Raw genomic sequence first — 21,244 nt, forward strand, 5'->3', positions numbered from 1 at the left:
CCGCATGCTAATTTAACTCTGCGGTGGAGTAGAGCCAGTATCAATCCTCGCTTAGGTTCTCAAATCTAGGCATCCCTACGTTCCATGGCTGTGCGTCGCCTTTGTCACCAAAGTTATCGTGATTGCCGAGCACATGATCATCATGCTCGCGGGCTTTGCCATAAAGTGAGCGACCATGGAAGCGTTCGGCTGTCTCAGCGACATCACCCGTGTAGCGGGGGTCTTGAGGGCGTTCTTGGCTGCTTACATAATAGGCAATATCCCAGGCCTGCTGATCTGAGAGCGAGTGAGGTTGGCCTAAGGGCATATTATTTTGAATGAAACCGGCCGCAGTGTCTAAACGAGCAATACCGGCTCCCCAATTGTTCGACCCATCACCCCAGGGAGCAGGAAAAACATACTCGCCGTTCTCGTAATGCCCTGAACCATCTTCTTGGTGGCATATTGCACAGTTTTCTTGGTAGGCAGCTTCACCACGTGCATAGTCAGGAGCTTGCTCAGGTTCATCCGGCGCAGGAAAACCACGTCCATAAATCGGTTTGTCTGGATACATCGGCGCACCGGTGGCCAACCACTGATGGTAGGCGCTGAGTGCCAACATTTCATCACTGCCATACTCAGGAGGCACACCATTCATAGAGTAGGCAAAGCAACCTGCGATACGCTCTTCAAGGCTATTCACATGCTGATTTTTACCGCGAAAATCAGGTAGTGTTACTGCTGCCGTCCAAACAGGCGCACTAAATGGTTGACGACCTTCGCCTAGATGGCAGCTAGAACAATTCATATCGTTATAAACATACTTATTGCGCAGCTGCTGAGTATCCGTAAATAGCTCGTAGCCGTAGCGAATGACCTTTTTTAACTCAGGATGAATATCCGCCGCTTCCAGGTCTTCCATAGTCGGCGGCACATGGACCAGCTCGCCCTCCTGGGGTGCAGGATATCCGAGTTCGGTAAGGTTCTGATAAGGCATCGCCTCGCTTTCAGACTCCCCATTAGCGGCATATGCCGTCATAGCCAATCCGGCAACCAGTGAGGTGGTCGCGATTGCCAGGACAAGAGTGCGTTTATGCATTGTCATCATTATTCTCCCGCTGCCTGGCTAGCGTTTTGGCGGGCATACCACGCCGAAACGGCCTGAATATCATCATCACTTAAACGCTTAGCTATCGATCCCATTAAATTTTGTGGATCATTAGAGCGCTCTTCATCTTTCCAAGCCTGTAGTTGAGCTTGAATGTAGCCAGCGTGTTGACTGGCGATGCCCGGAAAGTCACTACCAACGCCCATACCCCCTGGTCCATGGCAGCTTTTACACGACACAATATAGGCATCCCAGTCACCACGATTAGCTAACTGCTCGCCGCGCGCCAGAAGTGCTTCGTCCGCCTTATCACCGCCTTGCCCCGGGGTAACTTCTAGCTGACTGTAGTACGCCGCTACGTCTAGTACCTGCTGGTCATCAAGCATATTGGCAAATGGCATCATCGTAGCACTTTGGCGTCGACCCTCTTTAAAATCATGCAGTTGCTTAACGATATATGCTGCATCTAAACCCGCTAAGCGGGGCCACGATTCGCCATTTTCTACATGCAGCCCACTGCCATCGGCTTGGTGACAGGCGGTGCAAGTGGCAGCTGCCAATAGGCCTCGGCCTGCATCACCCTGCTCTGCGAGCGCGCTTCCGGCCACCAGGCCAGCCCCCAATAACAGACCAAACCTTCTCAGGTAGTTATTATTCATCGTGATTTTCCTTCTGACGTTATCGTTGTCTTTTGTTAACACCTTATTGAATAGAAACACTACCCAGACGCCTATGGCTTGGTCGTTTTTGGCATCGTCACAGGCATTACCAAGCGCGCGGTAAACCCTCCTTCAGCGGGGCTAATAAAGGTAACTTCACCGCCAAAACGCTCGGCGATTGCCGTCACTATAGCTAGCCCAAGCCCGCTCCCTTGCTGCTTACTGGCGCGCCAAAAGCGTTGCGTTATTTGCTTAAGCGTCGCTTCATCCACGCCTGGCCCCTGGTCACTAACAATAAACGTAAGGAAACTCTCACCAGGCTCCCACTGCACTTCCAGCGTAATGGGCATATCTGATGATCCATGCTGCAGAGCGTTATCTAGCAAATTTCGTAAGGCGGTAACCGCCAGCTCCCGTGGCATGGCGAGTGTGGCTTCCGGCCATCGCGGCGGTAAAACAAAACGCTCTAGGTGAGGTTCGTGAGTATCGGCTATCGCGTTCTCAGCTACTTCCGCCACATGACTCGCTTCTCCATCATCAAAGCGTATACGTCCTTCCACGCGAGCCAAGGTGAGTAATTGATCTAGCGTTGAGTTCAACCGGCCCACACCTTCTTCAGCATGGCTGAGTGATTCCATTGCTGCGCTTCCCTCTAAGCGACGAGCCACTTGAAGGTGAGTTTTGATCGCAGTGAGGGGCGTACGTAACTCATGAGCGGCGTCGTTAGTAAAGCGTTGCTCGCGGATAATGGTTTGTTGGATTCGGGCCAACAGACCATTAAGGGTGTCAATCAGCGGTCGAATCTCTTTGGGTAGGCCATAGGTAGCAATGGGGGCCAACGCATCAGGATGACGATTCGCGAGAGACTCGCGTAACCGTGTCAGTGGCGCTAAACCTCGCCAAATTCCTAACCACAACGCTATCATGCTGCCCACAAGTGCAACGATGAAGGGGACGACGGCTAATCGCACGACATCGTTGAGCAACATGTTGCGCTCATCCATACGATCAGCCGTGGTAATGACAATACCATCGCGTTCATAGGTAAAGACCCGCCACGTCACGCCCCCTGCTTGTCGGTAAGCATGTCCCTTTTCGCCCGGCGCGAGAATATTGTCCATATCGGCATGAGTACGCGCCATAATTTCACCTGCGGGGGAGTGTACTTGGCAGGCGAGTCCTTCTATGGAGGGGATGGACAGGACCGGTTGCTCGGCGTTCTGCCATACTTCAATCGGCAGTTGGAGAACTAAACCAGCCACCATACGTGCCGATTGGGCCAAACGCTGGTCCAGGGTGTCGACAAACTTTTCTTCTAGGTCTCGCATTAACCAAGCAGCGGCGATACCCCATAGTAGGGCCAGGGTGAAACCCAGCGTGAGCAACAAACGGGCACGTAAACTCATAGCTGACCCTTATAGGGCGTACCCGCTAAATGCACCGCCTCTGCCTTACCTAATCGGTAGCCGAACCCTCGCACTGTTTCGATGACGCCACTGCCCAACTTGCGGCGCAAATGATGAATATGCACATTGAGTGCATTACTCTCGACATCATCATTCATGCCATAAATGCTATCTTTAAGCTGGTCTGCGGAAAGTACGCTACGCGGCGACTGAAGGAACGTTTCGAGCAGTACCAGCTCACGGCGTGAAAGCATTATCAGTTGGCCTGCCACGTAAACTTCCCGTGCCGTAGGGTCTAGCGCAAGCTCTCCATGGTTAATCAAAACACGGCTGCGCCCAGCAGCCCGGCGTAATAGAGCCTGCAATCTCGCCACTAATTCATTTAAATCAAATGGTTTAACCAAATAGTCATCGGCACCACCTTGTAATCCATCCACTCGGTCACGCACGGCATCTCTTGCAGTAAGCACTAATACGGGCACATCGATCCCTTGCTCACGCCACTCTGATAATAATTGTAGGCCATCTCCATCGGGTAAGCCGCGGTCTAGGATGACCACATCGCTGGAAACCGTTTGCAGCGCCTGACGGGCAGCTTTAAGGGTCGATACGTGATCCACCACAAAATCGAATGTCATTAATCCGGAGCGAATGCCTAAGGCGACAAGCGGATCATCTTCAATTAGCAAAACGTGCATAGCAGTTTCCTTTTTATTACCCGTCAGCATGACTAACGGGCATTAACTCTGCGTTAAGGAGGCGGCATCAAGTCCCAAAAGCACCCTCTTTTTTAGTTCCTAATTGCCAGGAACAGCTGTCTTAGCACGTAAACGTAAACCTTGAGCAGGGTAAGTACATTACTCAGCGGACTGAAAGTCGCTGGGGGGAGGTGTAGCGCGCAGAAATAAACTCCGCTCTCTTAACAAAGGAGAGCAGAGAGTTGATTTGGCATGTACATTTCGGCCCTGCCCACTGAGGGTAGGACTTGCTTGGCCTGATGAGCATTCGCTTAGATAAGCGAATGCGTTCTTAACGTTCTACTCTGTCCAGCACTTCGTACATACGATCACGTGGGCTTGCTGGCGGAGTACTTACTAGGTGGGAAAAGTCTCCACGTAATGCTTTAAGCGCATAGCGTTCTTGATCGATTTCTTTTGAAGTGCGTACACCACGTTTTCGAAAGATAATGATGGGTGGACACCAGCCCTGCAATGCGTGTTGCAGAAGAAAACCGGTTACCGCCGCAGGCAACAGAAGCCAACGCTTATCGACTAACGCCCCAAGGGCCACACCAGCCAGGCTTAGGGTAGCCGCATTCGCTTCCAGAGTGCGTTCAATGTCCCACTCATGGTCAAGTTCGTGCAGACGTTGTTCAATTTCATGGGGGTGTTCGGCGAAGTACGCAATGTTGTCTTCGGTGCGCCGCCGGATATGCTGGTTGATGCTGTCAGCAGTATTCTGCTCAACGCGTGAAGTCGTTGAAGGGAGCATATGACCTCCTTTTCCTAATTTAATTTGTCCAACGTCATCCTTTCTTCAGACACTAGTTATCTTTCGTTAACCTAAAACTACACTTCGAAACCTGTACTTCAATCGTAGCAAACAATGGTTGAAGCTCAAGCGCCGATCAGCGGCTGCCTGAGAACCGCTTTGCTAACCACCAACCGCCAATCATTGCCACAAGCATCGCGACGAGAGGCGTGGTCAGTCCGACGACCGAGGCGATGGCAGGACCTGGACAGTAGCCCGACAGCCCCCAGCCAATACCAAAGAGCGCCGCCCCACCGAGCAAGCGGCTATCGAGTTCACGCTTGGTTGGTAGGTGGAATTCATCAGCAAAAAAAGGGCTGCTCCGACGCAATACCAACCGGTAGCCGATGAAGGTAGTGATGACGGCCCCGCCCAGTACGAAGGCCAAGGTAGGATCCCATTCGCCGGCGATATCCAGAAAGCCGAGAACACGCGCCGGATCGGTCATGCCCGAAATGGCGAGGCCGAGTCCGAACAAAAGCCCTGCGGCATAAGCCATTAAGGTTCTCATGCTCCACCTCCCATCACGTGTCGGGTGATATAGACGGTTGCCATGGCACTCAGCAAAAACGTGACGGTAGCCGCCATCGAACGCGGCGATAGACGTGACAGGCCACATACCCCATGACCACTGGTACAGCCGCTGCCGAGCCCTGTCCCGACACCCACCAACAGCCCCGCAATCAACATCAGCATCACGCCACCGGCGGGATCACCAATAACCTCATTGGGCTGTCCCACCACGTTTCCAAGACCGCCTCCCGCCAGAACGAGCACAACAGGCCCGGTGACCAGGCCAACCAAGAACGCGGCCCGCCAAGCGCTGTCGACCTTTGGACGCGTCGTCACCAGCGTGCCGGCGATGCCGCTGATACCGGTGATACGTCCTAGCGTGGCCATCAACCAGGTGGCGGAAATACCGATGAGTATACCGCCGGCCAATCCTTGCAGATTTGAAGTCCAATCCACTTCGTTTACTCCTTAGTTTGCTGAACCTGTTGGGTGTTGGTTGCCTGAGCCAACGACGTTTCCTCTTGATGCAGGCTGCGCCAAGCATCGTAGGTGCTGAGAAAGACCTCGCCGCCGAGCGCTTTCATGAAATCGGAGCCACGAAGCTTGTCCATAACCGGCCCCTTGACCTCGGCCAGATGCAGCGCCACGCCGGCATCCTTCAACCTAGCGTTGATCTCCTCCAGGCTTTCCAAGGCCGAGGCGTCGATGGTATTAACTGCCTGACACGCCAGCACGATATGCTGCAATTCGAAGTCCCGGGAAATCAAGGCCATCACGGTATCCTCAAGGTAACGGGCGTTGGCGAAATAAAGGCTTTCGTCGATGCGGAGTATGACCAGACGCTTATCGGTCTCAACATCGTGGCGCAGGACATTTCGGAAATGCTCGCTGCCTGGAACTCGGCCGACCACGGCGCTATGGGGACGGCTGGTACGGTAGAGATGCAAGGCGAGCGACAGCCCTACGCCGGCCAGGATGCCGCTTTCCACCCCATGGCCCAGGGTGGCGATGATGGTTACCAACATGGCTAGGCCATCACTGCGGGAATAGACCCAGTTTTTTTGCACCGCGCCCAAATCCACCAATGACAGGACGGCGACGATAATGGTTGCGGCGAGCGTGACGATGGGGAGGTAGGCGATCAACGGTGTCAGCAGCAACGCGGCCAGTGTGATGCCTATGGCCGTGAACGCACCTGCCGCCGGCGTCTGAGCGCCGGCATCGAAATTGACCACCGAGCGGGCAAAGCCACCCGTCACCGGCATGCCGCCAGAGAAGGAAGCCGCGATATTCGAAGTGCCAAGACCGATCAGTTCCTGGTTTGGCTCGATGCGTTGCCGACGCTTGGCGGCCAAGGTCTGACCTACCGATACTGACTCTACGAAACCGACCACGCTTATCAGCAAGGCAGCTACTAACAGTTCACGCCATAGCCCAAGGTCCAAGCCTGATAAGGTAAGCGGAGGTAGGCTGGCCGGTACTTCCCCCACGACGGCTACGCCGTGCTGATCGAGCTGCCAGGCCCAGCTCGCTAGGGTAGTCAGCGCCACGGCAACAATCGGTGCTGCCTTGGACAGCATATCCGCTGAGCGTGACGGCAGGCCTAGCGACAGGAGCCCTGGCTTCAACCAACGCCGGGCAGCATAAAGAAAGGCCAGCACACCTAAACCGATGGCAAGAGTAATGCCATTGATGCTTCCTACGTTTCCCCACAGGTCGCCCAGCAATTCGATCACGTTGTGACCCGAGGCTTCCACCCCCAGCAAGTGCCGGGCCTGACCGATCGCGATGAGCAGCGCCGAGGCGGTGATGAATCCGGAGATCACGGGATGACTGAGGAAATTGGCCAAGAAGCCCAGTCGCGCCACCCCCATGAGGATGAGAAGCAAACCAGACATCAGTGCCAGTACCAGTGCAGCACCCAAGTATTCCGGCGACCCTTGCGGGGCGACACGACCGATGGCCACCGCTGTCATCAGTGAGACTACTGCCACTGGCCCTACGGCAAGGGTGCGGCTGGTCCCGAAAATCGCATAAACGAACAGCGGAGCGATGCTTGCATAAAGCCCCACCTCGGGGGGAAGGCCCGCCAGCATGGCGTATGCCAGCGACTGTGGGATCAGCATGACGGTCACGATTACCGCTGCCAACAGGTCACTGGCCAGCGTATCGCGTCCATAGCCGGGCAGCCACTGGAGGATGGGCAGATAATGCTTCAGGCTGGCCATTGCACGCTCACGACCCAGAATCACCCTTTGCCTGATGGGCTTGTTGTTCAAGCCTGCCGCGCAAGGGCTCCAAGTCATAACCAGCCGCATTGGCTGAGGCGATCAGCTCGGATACCGGACGCTGCGGGGCGAGTGATAATGCCCACAGATGGGCAACGCGTTTTCCCGTTCGGCAGAAGCCGAGCACGGGGGCCTTTGCAGAATGCAGCACATCGGCGTAGGCGTCGATGTCCGCCTTTGCGTATTCCCCAGGCTTTACGGGAACTTCATGCCAGGCCATGCCCAGTGATTCTGCCTTTGCCTTTAGAGCATCGGGATCCGGCTGGTCATCACTTTCCCCGCGCGGGCGATTGGAGATAATGGTGCGGAACCCTTGTTCGGCGAGCTGTTCAAGTTCGTCGAGGCGAGGTTGTGCTGTCACATAAAGGCGATCATCGAGCGGTTTGATATCCATAGGTTACCTCCTTGGCCGTTTTAGGAGCGCGCCTCATCCCAGGCGGCTCCCGGTAGAGCATCGAGGGGAATCTTCAGGTAACGACGACCATTATCCTCTGGCTCTGGCAGGTCGCCGCCCCGAATATTGACTTGCAAAGCGTGCAAGATCAGTTTCGGCATGGGCAGCTTAGCGTCACGCTCGTTACGCAAAGCGATGAAGCTTTCCGCTGTCGGGCTGTCTTGTAGATGAATATTGGTTTCGCGCTGGACACTCACCGTGCTTTCCCACTCTGGCTCGCGATCGCCGGGCATGTAGTCGTGACCAGTAAAGAGCCGAGTGTCGTCCGGCAGTGCCAGGATGGCCTGAATGGAATCCCACAGCTTGTGAGCATTCCCCCCGGGGAAATCGGCACGGGCCGTACCACCATCCGGCTGAAACAGCGTGTCGTGCACGAACGCCGCATCGCCGATGACGTAGGTGATCGACGCCTTGGTATGGCCGGGCGAGAACATAATCCGGCCTTCTATCTCGCCCACGTGGAAAGTATCGCCCTCTACAAAAAGGTGGTCCCACTGGCGGCCGTCATCCGGAAAGTCGGGCCAGTTGTATATATCCTTCCATAGCGCTTGCACTTGTGTAACGTAAGCTCCTATAGCCGTTGGTGCCCCGGTTTTTTCTTTCAAATAGCGGGCCGAGGAGAAGTGGTCGGCGTGGGGGTGCGTGTCGAGTATCCACTGCACCTCCAGCCCCTGCCGTTCAACATACGCCAGTAGCTCATCAGCATTTTGGGTGGCGGTAGCCCCCGATTTCTCATCAAAGTCGAGCACTGGATCGATGATGGCACAGCGTTTAGTCGCGAGGTCGCTCACGACATACTGAATACTGGATGTCCGTGGATCGAAGAAACCGGCGACCACTGGGTTTCCTGTCGATTCAGCATAGGTTTGCATGGTGGGTTGCTCCGTTAGACCAGAATGATTCAACGATAGTAATTATTCGAATATATATCAAACGCATGCTTACGAAATGTCAAAAAGGGGTAGCAAAATTTATCTATTGTCTCGCACGCATCAGCTCCCATAATGCGCACTGACAGAAGAATTGTCCGCGACGTCGTTGACATCGCAAAGTGACTTGTATTTAGATAGATCGGTCTATATAGGAGCTGCCGCCAATGCCAGCCTCCAAGCGCGACCAGCTGCTCGCCACCGCCGAGCGACTTTTCTATGAGCAGGGATTCCACGCCACCGGCATTGACCGCATCGTGGCTGCCGCTGGCGTAGTGCGCATGACGCTCTACAATCACTTCTCTTCCAAGGAAGCTCTAATCACGGCCGTACTGAAAGCCCGCCATGCGCGCTTCATTGCCAGCCTCGATGCGGCGGCGGCCTCGGCTTTGCCAGGGCAGGTGACACAGGCCATGGTCGAGGCGCATGGCCGCTGGCTGGAACGCTACAGCCAGCAAGGCTGCATCATGGTCAAGGCGATGGGCGAGTTCGCCGAGCACAACACCGGGATCCATACCCTAGCGACGTCCGCCAAGACCGATTTTCTGGCACGCCTTGAGGCTGGCGTGGCACGCGACGGGCTGGATCACCACGCCGACCTGGCGCGACGCCTCTTTGTGGTACTGGAAGGCAGCAATACGACAGTGGCTCTGTTTGGCGTACAGACGGCCCTATCTGACACTCGGGCAGTGACCGATGTCCTGCTTTCAGCGGCCCGGAGCAGGATCCCATGAAGCCTCTATCCGCCGTCAACTATGTTAGTTCAACACGAAAAAGCGAGGTTACAGGATGGGTGCGAGTACTATTTTTGTGGTGCTGGCGGCGCTTTTCTGGGGGTTATCTGGCGGGATCGGCGGGATCCTTATGGCCGACGGTTGGGACGCGTTCGTGGTTTCCTTCTACCGGGGTGCGATTGGACTGCTGTGTGTCCTCATCTGGCTAATACTGCGTCCACACAGGAGTGGCCTGACAAAACGCCGGTTATGGTTCTGGTCTGTCATCGCCGGTGTCGGCGTAGCGGGTAACTTCTCGTTCTATTTCTTAAGCATTGCGCACGGTAGCGTTGCTGTTGCGGCTACGTTGATGTACAGCGCCCCAGTCTTCGTATATCTCGTATCCTTTGCTCTAAGGCTCGAAAGTCCCACGCCGCTGAAGTGGGCCGCGATCGCAGTAGTGATTCTTGGTGTCGTGTTGCTTACACAGATTTATGACGTCGGTGCGAGTGGCGTTACGGCGGTGGGTGTAGGGGCTGGTCTGCTTGCCGGACTGTCCTACGCAATATTCATTTTCGGCTTCAAGTATGCGGCGCCACACGGTAGCCCGCAGGCTATTCTCTCTATAGCGCTTACGGTACTTGTCATTATTCTTATCTGGCCGAGTGATGTTGGCCAGACGGTTGCTGTCCTGAGCACGCCGGATTGGCCGCTATTCGCAGTACTCGGTGTGCTCGGTGCAGGTTTGTCTTTTGTTCTTTATATCATCGGCTTGAATCATACGGCCCCGGCCGTGGCCTCCGTTGTGGCAATGGTTGAACCGGTCACCGCGACGCTGTTCGGCGTCGTGGTGTTAAGCGAAACCCTGGTAGGACCGCAAATTCTGGGTATGGGATTGATATTAGTCACAGTGACTGCGCTGAGCGTCTTTTCACGCTCTGGACGGCCACCTTCCGGATAGAACCACTAGCTGGTTAGCGTTCTGATCCAGGATCCACCGCTGTGATTACTGCTATCTGTAGGTATTGACGACTTGCGAAGGGTGAACAGAGAAAGGTATCGAGTTATTTCTTGGCTTATTTGATAGATGCCTAACTAAACATTACAGCAGGCGCGGAGTAGCCTAACCGCTCAAGTTATCCATTATATCAAAATTTACTAAATTTCCGCTCTTGGCCGAAACCAGCCTTCCAAGGCTCTCATGTGTCATTTCCAGAAAATGACTACCTGAATGTCCTCAGTGCGCGCATTCACCTTTTTCCCTAGCCATACGCTTGCGTCAAAAACGCGATGAGGCTTAGTGGTAGCTCCTATCGAATGAGCCGTCGAAACCATGAACGCAGTCAATGGCAGGGTAGGGCAACACTGGCTCGACGAAATTCAGGCGTAATGGCCAAAGGTTTTGCGCCAGTCGCGTGGGTTGACTTGATGATGATGCCTAAAGTGTTTCCGGAAAGAGGGCGCTGTGTGGAAACCAACTCTCTCTGAAATCGCTTCCACCGACAAGGAAGTGGTTTCCAGCAGTTCGCGTCCACGTCGTAACCGCTCGTTCACTAACCACTCCACGACCGTCATGCCGGTCGCTTTTTGAAAGTGACGCGTGAAGGTACGTCTGCTCATGGCGACGACGGACTAGCCTAGCCTCTCGTCTGAGCACTTCAAACTTCTGTCTGTTCTGCCATTTCCAAAGCATCATCTACTTCTTTCCCAAGATATCTAACAGTGCTTTCCAGCTTCGTGTGACCCAGGAGCAGTTGTACCGCTCTCAAATTTTTCGTGCGTCGGTATATCAGCGAAGCTTTGGTGCGACGCATTGAAGCTGGCATCCTTACGTTGCGTTCATAGCTGCCATTTAAGGCGCTTGCCGCAAGAGATACTTACCTATCGGGTCTCTGAACTCGCTACCGTCGCAGTAAGGCTCTTTGATTCTAAGCGGCTAGTAGCCGTCTTCCTCCCCACAACATCCCTCGTCGATACCTTCGCGCGCGTGTCGAGTTCACGCGCAAAGTCCCGTGAACTTAAGCGACTAATGCCTTAACTGCTGATGGCAACAATGCTTTTTCTCACCACAGAAGCCTTCCCTCCCTTTAAAGGATGAGAGTTCGGGTCTTTATGGATTAGATCATTCGATAACGAGTAATGATGATTTTGAGGAGGTAATAAAACTTTCATATCGTAAGCTTGTGTAATCGATAGGTGTAAAAATGTTTCTTAAAAATAGTGCATCTGTCGAGGTGCGGCGACATGTATGTCGGCTTTTCAAGACAGAAAACAGCAGCTCGCTGGTGAAGTTTGTGAGGGCCGCCAAATAACGTTGCATTTAACAAAAATAAGTAATAAAGCCCGGTGGGGCCTGGGGAGGGGAACATGGCTGTCAAACTGAATCAGCACGACCTGGAGTTCATACTCAAGCAAATCAAGATCGCCGAGGCGCATGTCGCTGGCACGCCACTTGATCAGCTGCTCGCGCAGCCGCACCTGCCTTACGGCCTGCGAACCGTTGACGGCAGCCTCAACAACATTACTCCGGGGCGCGAGCTTTGGGGCGCTGCTGACCAGATCATGCCACGCGCGATGCAGCCGCACTACCTGAATGAAGGCGACGACAGCTATCACGGTATGATCAACAATAATGACTATGGGGTCGTTGGCGAAGAAACCGACGGTATGGCGCAGAATGGCGGCCATACGGGCAACGTCGTCGACGCTGATCCCCGGATTATCTCGAACCTCATTTCTGATCAAACGCTGAATAACCCCGCCGCGATTACGGCTGCGTTGCAACACGCCGAGTATGGCGATCTTTCGGTAGGCGTTGCTGGCGTGCGCACCGAGTATGCTAACTACCTGCAGATCGTTGCGGACGGCGGTCTTGGCGCTCCCGGTAACGAGGAGGCCCTGGCGGCAGCCAAGGCTGCGCTCGACCAGACCCTGCTCGACGAATACGGCATCGAGATGGATGGCAATAGCATCCTGCTGCCGAACGTCGCACCAGATGAGGGGCTCTCAGCGCCGTTCAATGGCTGGATGACCTTCTTTGGTCAGTTCTTCGACCACGGCCTCGACCTGATCCATAAGGGCGACAACGGCACGATCTATATGCCGTTGACGGCCGATGATCCGCTTGTGACACACGGGCCTGACGGCATACCCGATAGTGGTGACGAGGTGGACGTCAACATGCCGCTGGTACTGACGCGTCTGACCCCGACCATGGCACCGGGCGCCGACGGGGTGCTGGGAACCGCTGATGACACGCCCGAGGCGAGGAACAAAACGACGCCGTTTGTCGACCAGAACCAGACCTACACGTCGCATCCTTCGCACCAGGTGTTCCTGCGCCAGTACGAGATGGTCGATGGCAAGCCGATGGCTACTGGGCGACTTCTCAACGGGGAAAACGGTGGCCTGGCCACCTGGAAGGACGTCAAGGACCAGGCCGAGGCGATGCTCGGCATCAATCTCGATGACCGCGATGTCTTTGGCGTTCCGTTGCTTCGGACAGATGCCTACGGCGAGTTCATTCGCGATGAGAATGGCTTTCCTCAAGTGGTCACCAATATCGGGCCGGATTTGATCCCGAACACCGCCGACGATGTGGTTGCCAGCGGTACGCCGGACGATCCGCTCGTGCTCGCGGAACTAAATGACGGCCGCGGTCCGGTCCGTACGTCGCATGCTTTCCTCGACGACATCGCCCACAATGCGGTGCCGATCCTGGTAGCGGGAGCCGAAGGGCAGCCAGCGATCCTGATGCCGGATCCGAACTCCGGCACCGACCCTGTTGGCGACCCGGTTCCGGTGGATCCGGATACCGGTGAGACCTTCTACGACAACGAGCTGCTCGACCGCCACTTCATCGTCGGCGATGGCCGCGGCAATGAGAACATCGGCCTCACTGACGTGCACCACGTTTTCCACTCCGAGCACAATCGCCAGATAGAGGACGTCAAGAAGCAGGTTCTCGAACTCGGCGAAGCAGGTGATATCGACTTCCTTAACGAATGGCTGCTCGAGCCGGTCGAGGCCGGGTTCGATCCGAATGCGCTCAGCTGGGACGGCGAGCGGCTGTTCCAGACGGCGCGATTCGCCACCGAGATGCAGTACCAGCACTTGGTCTTCGAAGAGTTCGGTCGCAAGGTGTCGCCGCTGATTGACGTCTTCGTCTTCAACACCGTGACTGACGTCGACCCGGCGATCTATGCCGAATTCGCGCATACCGTCTACAGGTTCGGTCACTCGATGCTGACCGATCACCTCAAACTCCTGCCGCTGAACGATGAGGGACAGCCGGTCGATGCGGACGGCAACACCATCCCGATTGAGGACTGGGGTGTAGATGTCGGTTTGATTGAGGCGTTTCTGAACCCCGTTAGCTATGACCAGGACGGGTCTATTACTGCTGACCAGGCTGCTGGCGCGATCTTCCGTGGCATGACCTATGTACAGGGCAACGAGATCGATGAGTTCGTCGTGGACTCGCTGCGCAACAACCTGCTTGGCCTGCCGCTCGATCTGCCAGCGATCAATATCGCTCGCGCCCGGGATGCCGGCGTGCCTTCGCTCAACGAGGCCCGCGAGCAGCTCTACGCTGCCAGTAACTCGACCTGGCTCAAGCCATACGAGAGCTGGGCCGACTTCGGCGCGAACCTTAAGACGCCAGCGTCGGTGGTCAACTTCATCGCCGCCTACGGCACGCATCCGCTGATCCTGGCGGCTGATACGCTCGCGGAGAAACGCGAGGCCGCGATGCAACTGCTGGGCCTCGCCGAAGCGACCGAGACCTCGGCGGTTTCGGTCGAGAACGCCAGCTTCGAGGCCAACTCCCTCGCGGACGGGGAGTCGGGGGTCACCACCAACGCGCTGGGGAACTATACCACTGAGGCCCCGAGCGGCTGGACGCTGACGGGGCAGGGCGGCCTGATTGCGCCGGCGGCGAGTGTCGTCGATCCGGAGGGCATCACCGGGGATAATGTTGCCTGGCTGCGCGAGGGTGGCATGCTATCTCAGGACACCGGGCAGGTTCTGGAAGAAGGTGTCAGCTATCGCCTGACGCTAGACATCGGCGACCGTACGAACATGGATTGGCCCGGTGGGCAGGCCCGGCTTGTGGATGCGAACGGCAACGTGCTGGCTTTCGTGGATCTCGAAGCGCCCGTCGATGGCGGCTGGTCTACCGTGATATTGGAGACCGGACCGATCGACGGGGCGCAAGCCGGGCTCGGGCTGTCGATCGAGATAGCGCAGACCGACGGCACGTCCAACCAGATCCTGATCGACAACGTACGCCTCGATGTCGAGCAGTCGGCCGAGATCGACGACAGGCTCGAATTTTTGAACAGCACGGGCGCGTGGGCCTCTGAGGAAACTGGGCTCAATCTCGTGGACCTGTGGATCGGCGGCCTCGCTGAGAAGATCATGCCGTTCGGCGGTATGCTGGGCGCAACCTTCAACGCGATCTTCGAGCTGCAGCTTGAGAATCTGCAGGAAGGCGATCGCTTCTACTACCTGTCGCGGACCCAGGGCCTGAACCTGCTCAACGAGCTCGAGAACAACGCCTTTTCCAAGCTGGTCATGGCCAACACGGACATGGCGATGCCGGGTGCGGATGGAATCCTCGGCACCGAGGACGACGAGGTCAACTTCCATGTCGGCGTCGACTCATTCGCCAAGCACGACATCGTGCTCGAAGTGGACGAGACCAAGCAGATCGCCATGGACCCTGAAGGCGATGACCCGGTGCTCAATGCGATCCGCGAAAAGGTGCAGCGCGATGATCCGTCAACGCCGGACGCTGACGAGAACTACCTGCGCTTTACCGGCGGTGAGCACGTTGTAATGGGCGGTACCGAGAACGACGATACCATCATCGGAGGTGACGGTGACGACGCCATCTGGGGTGACGCTGGTAACGACCGGATCGAGGGTGGTCACGGTGTCGACCTGATCATCGGCGGTGGCGGTGACGACATCATCACCGACATGGGCGACACTGGCGACTTCATCAAGGGTGAGGGTGGTGACGACGTCATTGCTAACTCGAACGGCCTTGACGTGGTCATGGGCGGCGATGGTAATGACGCGATCCTGGTTGGCGTCGATGCAACCGAGGTCTTTGGTGGGGAGGGTAATGACTTCATCCTCGGCGGTCTCGACCATGACTTCCTCATGGGCAACGAGGGTGACGACTGGATCGAGGGCGGCGACGGCTTCGACGTGATTAGTGGCGATAACTCGGAGCTGTTCTTCAACTCCACCATCCTCGGCCATGACGTGATGTTCGCCGGCGCCAACGAGAACGATTTCGATGCCGAGTCCGGCGACGACATCATGGTCCAGGGCGAAAGCGTCATGCGCAACGAGGGCATGTTCGGCTTCGACTGGGCGATTCACAAAGGCAGCGCCGTCGCGGCGGATTCCGACATGGCGATCCCGATCTTCACAACGATCGAGGACGACATCCTGCGTGACCGCTTCGACCAGGTGGAGGGCCTGTCGGGCTGGATCCACAACGACGTCCTGCGCGGTGACGACCGCGGTAGCAGTGAGGAGATCGAGGTCGAGTTCAACCTCGACAACCACGGGCTCACCCAAGCCGGCGTCAATCGGATCGACGGGCTACGCGAGCTTCTCGGCATCAGCATCGAGGATGCGCCAACCGATCCAAACATTGATCTGGAGGAAGTGGTGGCCTGGGCCGAGGGCAACATTCTGCTAGGCGGCGATGGCAACGATACCTTCGAAGGGCGCGGCGCCGACGACTTCATCCACGGCGATGCCTGGCTGAACGTGCGCCTCAGCATCCGTGAGCTCGACAACGATGGCAATGTATTGGAAGGAACCGAAGCCTTCACCGTCGACAGCCTCACGGACATGGTGACGATTGGCGGCGAGACGAAGCAGCTGTCGAACTTCCTGCTGGACGGCGTCATCAAGCCTAAGCAGTTGCATATCGTACGCGAGATCAAGTACGCGGAGGATGCCAGCGACGACACCGACACGGCGATTTTTGCGGGCAACCGCGACTGGTATGAGATCACCCATGTCGGTGATCGGACGTACGTCGCCCGCCGTGAGTCGGAGAATATTGATCCGCAGATCGATGAGGGCACCGACACGCTGATCGGGATCGAACGCATCCAGTTCGCCGATGGCATCTACACCATTCGCGAGACCGGCAACGTTGATCCGACCGGCCGTCTGGTCATCGAGGGTCTTCCAGCCCGCGAGGACGAGCCGCTCACTGTGAATGCGGACGATATCCGCGACCTCAACAACCCGGACGGCGCGGTCGACCCGACGCAAATGACCTTCCGCTGGCAGATTGAGCGCAACGACGGCACCGGTGACTACATCGACATCCCCAACGTCAATGGGCTGACCTTTGTCCCGGGCGACGAGCACGATGGACTTCGTGTCCGGGTGCTTGGGTTCTACACCGATGCCGGCGGCGTGCTCGAGATTGTTTCGTCACAGCCAACCGACCCGGTGATTGGCGTCAATGACGAGCCGACTGGGCCGCTGCTGATCAGCGACATGTCTCCGACGGAGGGGCAGGAACTGACGGCGACGGTCGCCTTCACCGACCCCGACGGGATGACGGATGCCTTCGAGGAGTTCCTGCTCACCTACCAGTGGCAGTACTCGCCGAACGGGCTGAACAACTGGCAGAACGTGCCGGCAGAGGCAGGCGGTAACGACCGCAGCTTCCTCCCGGGGCCGGAGCTTGTCGGCAACCGGCTGCGGGTGGAGGTCGTCTACTTCGATGACCTGCTCAACGAGCACACCGTCTATTCCGAGGTGACGGCGGTCGTCGGCAACTACATCGAGACCAACGATGCCACCGTTAACGGTGCCACCGGCGGCGACGATGAAGGCGGCACCAACCAGGGCGATGACATCGTCATCGGTGGCGATGGCGACAACTTCATCAACGGCATGGGCGGCAACGACGTCATCACCGGCGGTGCCGGCGACGACACGCTGTTTGGCGCTAACGGCGACGACACGCTCGACGGCGGCCTCGGAGACGATATCGTCACCGGCCACGCCGGCAACGACACCGCTATCTACCGCAACGGCCATGGCAGCGACACGATTAACCTCGGTCCGGACCATGACCGCCTTCGAATTCTCGAAAGCAACTTCGGTGCCGACGACGATGTCGAGGTGCGGCTGAACGGCGGGACCATCGATCGTGTGAACGAAACCACCATCGTGGTGAACGTGGAGGCGACCGAGCTTGATCTCGCCGGCGGCAACGACACGCTGTCCTACGACACCGACGAGGATGTCTCGGTGAACCTGCTCACCGGCGCGGCAACGGGCTTCTCGCTCACCCGCGGCTTGGAAAATGTCACCGGCGGCACTGGCAACGACACGCTCTTGGGCAACAGCCTCGACAACATGTTCGAGGGCCGGGAGGGCGATGACACCCTGAACGGTGGCTTCGGCAACGACACCCTGCTGGGTGGTGAAGGCGGCGACGACCTTCGCGGCGAGGCCGGCGACGACCATCTTGAGGGCGGTGCAGGTGATGATCGCGTGGACGGCGGGCAGGGGCGGGACACCGCCTCGTATGCCGCGGCGGCTGCGGCGGTTACGGTCTCACTGCTCGGGCAGGCGGGGCGCGCGAGCTTCGAGGAGCAAGATACGATCGGCGCGGGTATCGACCGTCTGGTCGATATCGAGAACCTTGAGGGCAGCGCCTTCAACGACACCCTGACCGGCGATGCGGACGACAACGTCATCGACGGCGGCGCGGGAGCCGACGCCATGGCTGGTGGTCAGGGCGACGACACCTACATGGTCGACAATGTCGGCGACCAGGTGAGCGAAGCAACTGACGCCGGCTCTGACACCGTCCATTCGTCTCTCGCCAGCTACATCCTCGGCAGCAATGTCGAGAACCTAGTGCTCGACGGGACAGCGAACATTGACGGCGAAGGCAACGGGCTCGACAACCGCTTTACCGGCAACTCGGGCAACAACGACTTCGAGGGCCGGGCAGGCATCGACACCCTGGTGCTGGAAGGTGGTGTCACCGGCCACGAGTTCGCCATGAATGCGGGCAGCTTCGAGGTCACAAGTGATGCGGGCGGGACGGATACGTTAACCCGGATCGAGCGCGTCGAGTTCGACGGCGAGGGCTATACCTTCGCTCGTGGCACCAACGGCTCGAACACCGTAAATGGCGGTGCCGAGAACGACTTGGTGCTGGGCTTCAATGGCAATGACACGTTGAATGGCGGTGACGGCGACGACATCCTCGTCGGTGGCAACGGCAACGACGTGATGAACGGTGGTGCCGGCAATGACACCTACTTCGTTACCGATGAGGGTGACCGCGTCAACGAGGTCGGTGGCGACGGAGTCGATACCATCCTCTCGACTATCACGCTCGATCTGCATCCGACTCGCGGCGATCATGTCGACGGCGCGGTGGAGAACCTCACCTTGGTTGGGACCGCCGACATCGACGGCACCGGTCATAACGGTGATAACGTGATCACCGGTAACGCCGGCCAGAACACGCTCGGAGGCGGCGCCGGCAACGACACGCTGGTCGGTAATGCCGGCAACGACCGTCTGCTCGGACATTCCGGTGACGACGTGCTCGATGGCGGCGAGGGCAGCGATATTCTGAACGGCGGCAACGGCACCGATACCGCGCGCTTCGCGGGCTCGGCTGGCGACTATGCCTTCGGGATGAACGGCGCCTCGGGCCTATCTACCGTCACCCACCTTGATAGTGGTGACGTCGACACGCTGGTCGATATCGAACGATTGCAGTTCGGTGACGGCGAGGTTCTGAACATCATCAACGGCGACGGCGACATCACCTCTGAAGATCCGGGCATCATCTTTGGCGGCGCCGGTGACGATACGATCGTCGGCAGCGATGGCGACGATGTCATCATTGGCGGCGCCGGAAACGATACGCTGCAGGGGCATGACTTGGGCGATGGGGACGATGACGTGGTCGAGCCACAGCTCGACGACGATACATTCTCTGGAGCCCTGGCGACGGCACCGACACCATCAACGGCGGTGGCGAAGGCGTCGATGGTGACCTCTTCCAGATCGTTGGCAACGGTGAAGCCGAGACCTACCGCATCTATACGTACGACGAAGCGGTGGTCCGGATCGCCTATGCAGGCAGCGATGAGAACGAGATCATCGTCACCCGGCAGGTCGCGAACGCAGACGAGACCATCATCGCCGAGCTCACGGAAATTGAAGAGATCGTCGTAAACGGCGGCGGAGTCAGCGAAAGCGGTCAGTTCGGCGGCGACGCCGTCGAGATGTACGGCAGCTTCGATGTCGCGACGAGCCTCAGGCCCAACACGATCACGATCCTGGGCTCGGAAGGCGACGACACCGTCGATATCAGTTCACTGACGTCGGCCCATCGCATCGTGTTCAAGACCAAGGGTGGCAACGACATCATCATCGGCACCGTACGGCCACAGGACGTCATTGAGCTCGAGGATGGCAAAACCATCGAAGACTATGTGCTTTCCCAGAATGAGGACGGCTCGACCACCATCGCCAGCGACACGCATTCGGTAACCTTCTACAGCGACGGTCAACTGCCGGCGTTTGGTGCTGGTAACCAAGACGACGATGATGATCTTGCTGTGACGCCTCCATCCGGTCAGGACGAGGGTGAGGAACAGGACGACGAAGGTGAAGGTGATGATGAGCCTGATCACGACGCTGATGAATCGCCCGTTGGCAATGGGGAGGAGGGTGAAGACGGAATGCAAGTGATCCCGGCTGCAGCCATTGTCGGCAGCGAAGGCACAGACGCGTTGGTTGGTACGGCGGACAGCGAGACCATCTTGGGCTTGGGCGGTCGAGACGTCGTCTTCGGCCATGACGGCGACGATGACATCCTCGGTGGTGATGGCGATGACATGCTCTACGGCGATGACGGTGACGACCGTATTCTTGGTGAGGACGGTAACGATTTCATCAATGCCGGTGCAGGCGACGACACGGCCTTCGGCGGCGACGGGGATGATATGTTCGTGGCCGAAGCCGGGGACGGCGACGATACCTACTACGGCGACGACATGGTGGGCGGTAGCGGCAACGACACACTGGACATGTCGTCGATCACGGCAGCGATCACGGCAGATCTTGGCACCGGCTTCATGGGACGGGGCAGCGTCTCGAGCTCAGAGACCGGCAATGATGGGCTGTGGGGCGTCGAGAACATCGTCACGGGATCTGGAGACGACACGATCACGGCGAGCCGCGCGGTCAACGTCATGGACGGCGGTGCGGGCAACGATACTTTCCGCTTCCTCTCTGCGGCGGATGCGGACGGCGATACCATCATGGGCTTTCAGCCGGGCGATCGTATCGATCTCAGTGGTTTGGACACGAATGGCTGCGCAACGGGGAACCAAAGCTTCACCCTGGTGACGGAGGCCTTCACCGGCGCAGGCCAGCTCATGTTCAGCCATCAAACGAGCGACGGTGAGGACTATACCGTCGTGCAGGGGAACACGACCGGAGACGATGATGCCGATTTCTCAATCAACATCAAGGGTCGGCATGAACTGACAGTGAACGACTTCAACCTCTAACGAACGACAACGATAACAATAACGTTCCCTGCGGTCGGGCGTGCCCGACCGCAGGGAACGCCCGTTCA

The 21,244-nt window shown here is 57.5% G+C and carries 15 protein-coding genes; 4 read left to right on the forward strand and 11 right to left on the reverse strand.

Annotated features, from left to right (window positions below):
* Positions 1-40 precede the first annotated feature (40 nt).
* From ACW44H_RS06345 to ACW44H_RS06390, 10 genes are all read right to left on the reverse strand, one after another.
* Positions 41-1,078 carry a c-type cytochrome gene (locus tag ACW44H_RS06345; RefSeq protein ID WP_457507820.1) on the reverse strand — a complete coding sequence of 346 codons (1,038 nt, stop codon included), beginning with the start codon at positions 1,076-1,078 and terminating at the stop codon, positions 41-43.
* 8 nt (positions 1,079-1,086) lie between these two features.
* A complete protein-coding gene (locus ACW44H_RS06350; protein ID WP_290701019.1) occupies positions 1,087-1,746 on the reverse strand; it encodes a c-type cytochrome in 660 nt (219 codons plus the stop codon).
* 71 nt (positions 1,747-1,817) lie between these two features.
* Entirely contained in the window at positions 1,818-3,152 is a 1,335-nt protein-coding gene (locus ACW44H_RS06355) for an ATP-binding protein (protein WP_457507822.1), read from the reverse strand.
* Complete coding sequence (locus tag ACW44H_RS06360; protein WP_290701024.1) at positions 3,149-3,850, reverse strand: response regulator; 702 nt, start codon at positions 3,848-3,850, stop codon at positions 3,149-3,151. The genes ACW44H_RS06355 and ACW44H_RS06360 overlap by 4 nt, the downstream gene beginning before the upstream one ends.
* 331 nt (positions 3,851-4,181) lie before the next feature.
* Positions 4,182-4,643 (reverse strand): YgaP family membrane protein, encoded by a 462-nt coding sequence (locus tag ACW44H_RS06365; RefSeq protein ID WP_457507824.1) that lies wholly within the window; start codon positions 4,641-4,643, stop codon positions 4,182-4,184.
* A gap of 136 nt (positions 4,644-4,779) precedes the next feature.
* Positions 4,780-5,193 carry a DUF6691 family protein gene (locus ACW44H_RS06370; protein ID WP_457507826.1) on the reverse strand — a complete coding sequence of 138 codons (414 nt, stop codon included), beginning with the start codon at positions 5,191-5,193 and terminating at the stop codon, positions 4,780-4,782.
* A complete protein-coding gene (locus ACW44H_RS06375) occupies positions 5,190-5,651 on the reverse strand; it encodes a YeeE/YedE family protein (RefSeq protein WP_457507828.1) in 462 nt (153 codons plus the stop codon). The genes ACW44H_RS06370 and ACW44H_RS06375 overlap by 4 nt, the downstream gene beginning before the upstream one ends.
* Positions 5,652-5,656: 5 nt before the next feature.
* Positions 5,657-7,423 (reverse strand): SulP family inorganic anion transporter, encoded by a 1,767-nt coding sequence (locus tag ACW44H_RS06380; RefSeq protein ID WP_457508951.1) that lies wholly within the window; start codon positions 7,421-7,423, stop codon positions 5,657-5,659.
* Positions 7,424-7,430: 7 nt separating this feature from the next.
* A complete protein-coding gene (locus ACW44H_RS06385) occupies positions 7,431-7,877 on the reverse strand; it encodes a TIGR01244 family sulfur transferase (RefSeq protein WP_457507830.1) in 447 nt (148 codons plus the stop codon).
* Positions 7,878-7,897: 20 nt separating this feature from the next.
* Positions 7,898-8,809, reverse strand: coding sequence for an MBL fold metallo-hydrolase (locus tag ACW44H_RS06390; protein ID WP_457507832.1), 912 nt, complete (start codon positions 8,807-8,809; stop codon positions 7,898-7,900).
* A gap of 224 nt (positions 8,810-9,033) precedes the next feature.
* Here ACW44H_RS06390 and ACW44H_RS06395 point away from each other — a divergent pair, with 224 nt between their 5' ends.
* Together ACW44H_RS06395 and ACW44H_RS06400 are read left to right on the forward strand one after the other, a co-directional pair.
* Positions 9,034-9,600, forward strand: a complete 567-nt coding sequence (locus ACW44H_RS06395; RefSeq protein ID WP_457507834.1) for a TetR/AcrR family transcriptional regulator — start codon at positions 9,034-9,036, stop codon at positions 9,598-9,600.
* Positions 9,601-9,655: 55 nt separating this feature from the next.
* A complete protein-coding gene (locus ACW44H_RS06400; RefSeq protein ID WP_457507836.1) occupies positions 9,656-10,540 on the forward strand; it encodes a DMT family transporter in 885 nt (294 codons plus the stop codon).
* 419 nt (positions 10,541-10,959) lie between these two features.
* Here ACW44H_RS06400 and ACW44H_RS06405 read toward each other — a convergent pair whose 3' ends face one another.
* On the reverse strand, positions 10,960-11,199 hold the full coding sequence (locus ACW44H_RS06405) for a helix-turn-helix domain-containing protein (protein WP_457507838.1): 240 nt from the start codon (positions 11,197-11,199) through the stop codon (positions 10,960-10,962).
* Between the two features lie 747 nt (positions 11,200-11,946).
* Between ACW44H_RS06405 and ACW44H_RS06410 the strand changes: the two genes are divergently transcribed.
* Together ACW44H_RS06410 and ACW44H_RS06415 are read left to right on the forward strand one after the other, a co-directional pair.
* Positions 11,947-19,833 carry a peroxidase family protein gene (locus ACW44H_RS06410; RefSeq protein ID WP_457507840.1) on the forward strand — a complete coding sequence of 2,629 codons (7,887 nt, stop codon included), beginning with the start codon at positions 11,947-11,949 and terminating at the stop codon, positions 19,831-19,833.
* Positions 19,716-21,176 carry a calcium-binding protein gene (locus ACW44H_RS06415; protein ID WP_457507842.1) on the forward strand — a complete coding sequence of 487 codons (1,461 nt, stop codon included), beginning with the start codon at positions 19,716-19,718 and terminating at the stop codon, positions 21,174-21,176. Before ACW44H_RS06410 ends, ACW44H_RS06415 begins: the two co-directional genes overlap by 118 nt.
* Positions 21,177-21,244 lie beyond the last annotated feature (68 nt).

The organism is Vreelandella sulfidaeris Esulfide1, from assembly GCF_054072535.1.

Bases quoted from the DNA above. Each gene is read 5' to 3' on its own strand.
- ACW44H_RS06360 (WP_290701024.1), bottom strand. From the start codon at position 3,850: ATGCACGTTTTGCTAATTGAAGATGATCCGCTTGTCGCCTTAGGCATT.
- ACW44H_RS06355 (WP_457507822.1), bottom strand. From the start codon at position 3,152: ATGAGTTTACGTGCCCGTTTGTTGCTCACGCTGGGTTTCACCCTGGCC.
- ACW44H_RS06380 (WP_457508951.1), bottom strand. From the start codon at position 7,423: ATGGCCAGCCTGAAGCATTATCTGCCCATCCTCCAGTGGCTGCCCGGC.
- ACW44H_RS06370 (WP_457507826.1), bottom strand. From the start codon at position 5,193: ATGAGAACCTTAATGGCTTATGCCGCAGGGCTTTTGTTCGGACTCGGC.
- ACW44H_RS06390 (WP_457507832.1), bottom strand. From the start codon at position 8,809: ATGCAAACCTATGCTGAATCGACAGGAAACCCAGTGGTCGCCGGTTTC.
- ACW44H_RS06405 (WP_457507838.1), bottom strand. From the start codon at position 11,199: ATGAGCAGACGTACCTTCACGCGTCACTTTCAAAAAGCGACCGGCATG.
- ACW44H_RS06345 (WP_457507820.1), bottom strand. From the start codon at position 1,078: ATGCATAAACGCACTCTTGTCCTGGCAATCGCGACCACCTCACTGGTT.
- ACW44H_RS06365 (WP_457507824.1), bottom strand. From the start codon at position 4,643: ATGCTCCCTTCAACGACTTCACGCGTTGAGCAGAATACTGCTGACAGC.
- ACW44H_RS06350 (WP_290701019.1), bottom strand. From the start codon at position 1,746: ATGAATAATAACTACCTGAGAAGGTTTGGTCTGTTATTGGGGGCTGGC.
- ACW44H_RS06395 (WP_457507834.1), top strand. From the start codon at position 9,034: ATGCCAGCCTCCAAGCGCGACCAGCTGCTCGCCACCGCCGAGCGACTT.
- ACW44H_RS06410 (WP_457507840.1), top strand. From the start codon at position 11,947: ATGGCTGTCAAACTGAATCAGCACGACCTGGAGTTCATACTCAAGCAA.
- ACW44H_RS06385 (WP_457507830.1), bottom strand. From the start codon at position 7,877: ATGGATATCAAACCGCTCGATGATCGCCTTTATGTGACAGCACAACCT.
- ACW44H_RS06400 (WP_457507836.1), top strand. From the start codon at position 9,656: ATGGGTGCGAGTACTATTTTTGTGGTGCTGGCGGCGCTTTTCTGGGGG.